Origin of the sequence: Kitasatospora sp. NPDC058965 (genome assembly GCF_042741245.1) — a bacterium.
Classification (GTDB): Bacteria; Actinomycetota; Actinomycetes; order Streptomycetales; family Streptomycetaceae; genus Kitasatospora.
In genome coordinates, this window is sequence record NZ_JBHYKG010000509.1 from 1 (window position 1) to 3596 (window position 3596).

Consider the following 3596-nt stretch of genomic DNA (forward strand, 5'->3'; position numbering starts at 1 on the left):
CTTCGGCTGTCGGTGCGCCGCCAGGGACTCGAACCCCGGACCCGCTGATTAAGAGTCAGCTGCTCTAACCAACTGAGCTAGCGGCGCCTGCTGACGGACAGGACATTACCCGGTCGCGGGCCCGGCTGACCAATCGGGGCCGGGACCGGCGGTGACGGCGTGCCAGTAGTCTGGCAGGGTTTGTCATATCTACACTCGCCCTGTCCGATTGGAGAGGATTGGTTCGTGGGTCAGCTGTCACTGCTCTTCCTGGTGCTGCTCGCGTCGGTGATCACCATGCCGCTGGCCCGGCGGACCGGGATCCCGCAGCCGGTGCTGATGACGGTGCTGGGCCTGGTGATGGCGGTCGTGCCGCAGATCCCGGACGTCACGATCGAGCCGGAGCTGATCCTCCCGCTGGTGCTGCCGCCGCTGATCTTCGCGGTCGCCCGGCGGGCCTCGCTGGCCTACTTCCGGGCCAACCTGCGCTCGATCCTGCTGCTCGCGGTGGCGCTGGTGATCGTGACCACCGGCGCGGTGGCGGTCACCTTCCACGCCCTCGCCCCGGCGGTCCCGGTGGCCGCCGCGATGGCGCTGGGCGCGCTGGTGTCGCCGCCGGACCCGGTGGCCGCGGTCGCGGTGGCCGGCAGCGTGGGCCTGCCCCGCCGACTGGTCGCGGTGCTGGAGAGCGAGGGCCTGTTCAACGACGTGACCGCGATCGTGATCTACTCGCTGGCCGTCGAGGCGGTGGTGGACGGCGACTTCTCGGTGCCGCACGCGCTGCTGCGGTTCGTGCTCTCCGCGGTGCTCGCGGTGGTGATCGGGGTCGCGCTGGGTTGGCTGACCACCAAGGTCGCCGGGGTGCTGGACGATCCCACCCAGCAGGTGGCGCTCAACCTGCTGGTGCCGTTCGCCGCCTACACGCTGGCCGAGGAGGCGGAGGGGTCCGGGGTGCTGGCGGTGGTGGTGGTCGGCCTCTACCTGGCCGACCGGGCCGCCGATGCCGACGACGTCTCCTACCGGCTGGTCGGCACCGCGTTCTGGGACATCGTGGAGTCGCTGATCACCGGGGTCGCCTTCGGGCTGATCGGCCTGGAGCTGGCCACCGTGCTCAAGGACGCGGGCGCCGGTTGGACCTCGATGCTGGGGGACGCGGCCGTGGTGATCGCGGTGGTGGTGCTGGTGCGGCTGTGCTGGCTGCTGCCGGCCGCCCGGCTGTCCAAGCGGCTCAGCCGGGGCGAGGACGACATCCCGATCAGCTGGCGGGAGACCGTGGTGCTCTGGTGGTCCGGGATGCGCGGGGTGGCCACCGTCGCGCTGGCCCTGGCGGTGCCGCTGACCACGCACCTGGGCGAGCCGTTCCCCGGGCGCGGTCGGCTGGTCTTCGTGGCGTTCAGTGTGGTGCTGTTCACCCTGCTGGTGCAGGGGCTGTCGCTGCCCTGGCTGGTCAAGCGGCTGGGCATCGACCCGCACCTGGACCGGCGCGAGCAGCAGGAGCGGATGCTCTGGTGGCGCGCGGGCAGGGCCGCGCTGGTCCGGCTGGGCGAACTGGAGGAGCAGGACGAGCTGCCGATCGAACTCGTGGAGAAACTCCGGGAACGCCAGCACGACCGGTTGGCGCGGCTCTGTCCGGAGCAGTTCGAGGAGGAGGAGGCCGCCGAGGCCCGGCGGCGGGCCGGTCGGCTGCGCAGATTCCGGTCGGTGGAGGAGGAGTTGCTGGCCGCCTCGCGGCGCGAGATGGTCAGCGCGCGCAGCGAGCCGGGCGCCGACCCGGAGCTGGTGGACCAGGTGCTGCGCGGCCTCGACCTGCGGTCGGAGCGGAAATGAGGCACTGCGTCAGGTGACGATGGCGTCAGGGGCCCTGCCGGTTCCGTAGGCTGGTCGCGGTCAAGCCGCCAACAGCGTCGGCGCTAGAGGACCCCGCCCTCCGGGTCCTCGCACCGCACTCAGACCGAATGAGGAGATACCGATGCCGCAGACCCCCGCGACCGGACGTACCCCCCTGGACCGCACCCCGCAGTGGGCCGCGCTCGGGAAGCACCGGGCGGAGCTCGGCGAGCTGCACCTGCGCGAGCTGTTCGCCCAGGACCCGCAGCGCGGCAGCCGCTACACCCTGCAGGTCGGCGACCTGTACCTGGACTACTCCAAGCACCTGGTGACCGACCGGACCCTGGCCCTGCTGCGCGAGCTGGCCGAGGCGACCGACGTGGCCGGCCTGCGCGAGGCCATGTTCCGCGGCGAGAAGATCAACGTCACCGAGGACCGCGCCGTGCTGCACACCGCGCTGCGCGCGCCGCGCGGTGCGGTGGTCGAGGTGGACGGCGTCAACGTGGTGCCCGAGGTGCACGCCGTCCTGGACAAGATGGCCGACTTCTCGAACCGGGTGCGCAGCGGTGCGTGGACCGGTCACACCGGCAAGCGGATCCGCAACGTCGTCAACATCGGCATCGGCGGCTCCGACCTCGGCCCGGCGATGGCCTACGAGGTGCTGCGGCCCTACAGCCTGCGCGACCTGACGGTCCGCTTCGTCTCCAACGTGGACGGTGCCGACCTGCACGAGGCGGTCCGCGACCTGGACGCGGAGGAGACCCTCTTCATCGTCGCCTCCAAGACCTTCACCACCATCGAGACCGTCACCAACGCCACCTCGGCCCGGGCCTGGCTGCTGGCGCAGCTGGGTGCCGGTCAGGAGGCGGTGGCCAAGCACTTCGTGGCGCTGTCCACCAACGCCCGGGGCGTGGCCGACTTCGGCATCGACGTCGAGAACATGTTCGAGTTCTGGGACTGGGTCGGCGGCCGCTACTCCTACGACTCGGCGATCGGCCTGTCGCTGATGATCGCGATCGGCCCGGAGCAGTTCCAGGAGATGCTGGCCGGCTTCCGCCTGGTGGACGAGCACTTCCGCACCGCCCCGGCGGAGCAGAACGTGCCGCTGCTGCTCGGCCTGCTGGGCCTCTGGTACGGCCAGTTCTTCGACGCCCAGTCGCACGCCGTGCTGCCCTACTCGCACTACCTGTCCAAGTTCACCGCCTACCTGCAGCAGCTGGACATGGAGTCCAACGGCAAGTCCGTGCAGCGGGACGGCAACCCGGTCGAGTGGACCACCGGCCCGGTGGTCTGGGGCACCCCGGGCACCAACGGCCAGCACGCCTACTACCAGCTGCTGCACCAGGGCACCAAGGTGATCCCGGCCGACCTGATCGGCTTCGCCCAGCCGCTGCCCGAGCTCTCCCCGGCGCTGGCCGCCCAGCACGACCTGCTGATGGCCAACTTCTTCGCCCAGGCGCAGGCCTTCGCCTTCGGCAAGACCCCGGAGGAGGTCGCCGCCGAGGGCGTGCCGGCCGAGCTGGTCCCGCACAAGACCTTCCGCGGCAACCACCCGACCACCGTGGTGCTGGCGAACGAGCTGACCCCGTCGGTGCTGGGCCAGCTGGTCGCGCTCTACGAGCACAAGGTCTTCGTGCAGGGCGCGATCTGGAACATCGACTCCTTCGACCAGTGGGGCGTCGAGCTCGGCAAGGTGCTGGCCAAGAAGATCGAGCCGGTGCTGCTGACCGGCGAGGGCACCGAGCAGCTGGACAGCTCCAGCGCGGCCCTGGTCGCCAAGTACCGCGAGC

Annotated in this window: 2 protein-coding genes and 1 tRNA gene; 2 read left to right on the top strand and 1 reads right to left on the bottom strand. The window is 70.9% G+C overall.

What is annotated here, in order from left to right; translation table 11 throughout:
* Positions 1-13 precede the first annotated feature (13 nt).
* A tRNA-Lys gene (locus ACFW1A_RS39415) sits at positions 14-87 on the bottom strand.
* 138 nt (positions 88-225) lie between these two features.
* Here ACFW1A_RS39415 and ACFW1A_RS39420 point away from each other — a divergent pair.
* The gene (locus tag ACFW1A_RS39420; protein WP_380418331.1) at positions 226-1806 is read left to right on the top strand and encodes a Na+/H+ antiporter; all 1581 of its coding nucleotides are present in this window, start codon (positions 226-228) and stop codon (positions 1804-1806) included.
* Positions 1807-1948: 142 nt separating this feature from the next.
* A partial coding sequence (pgi, locus tag ACFW1A_RS39425) for a glucose-6-phosphate isomerase (RefSeq protein ID WP_380418333.1) occupies positions 1949-3596 on the top strand: 1648 nt, incomplete at its 3' end.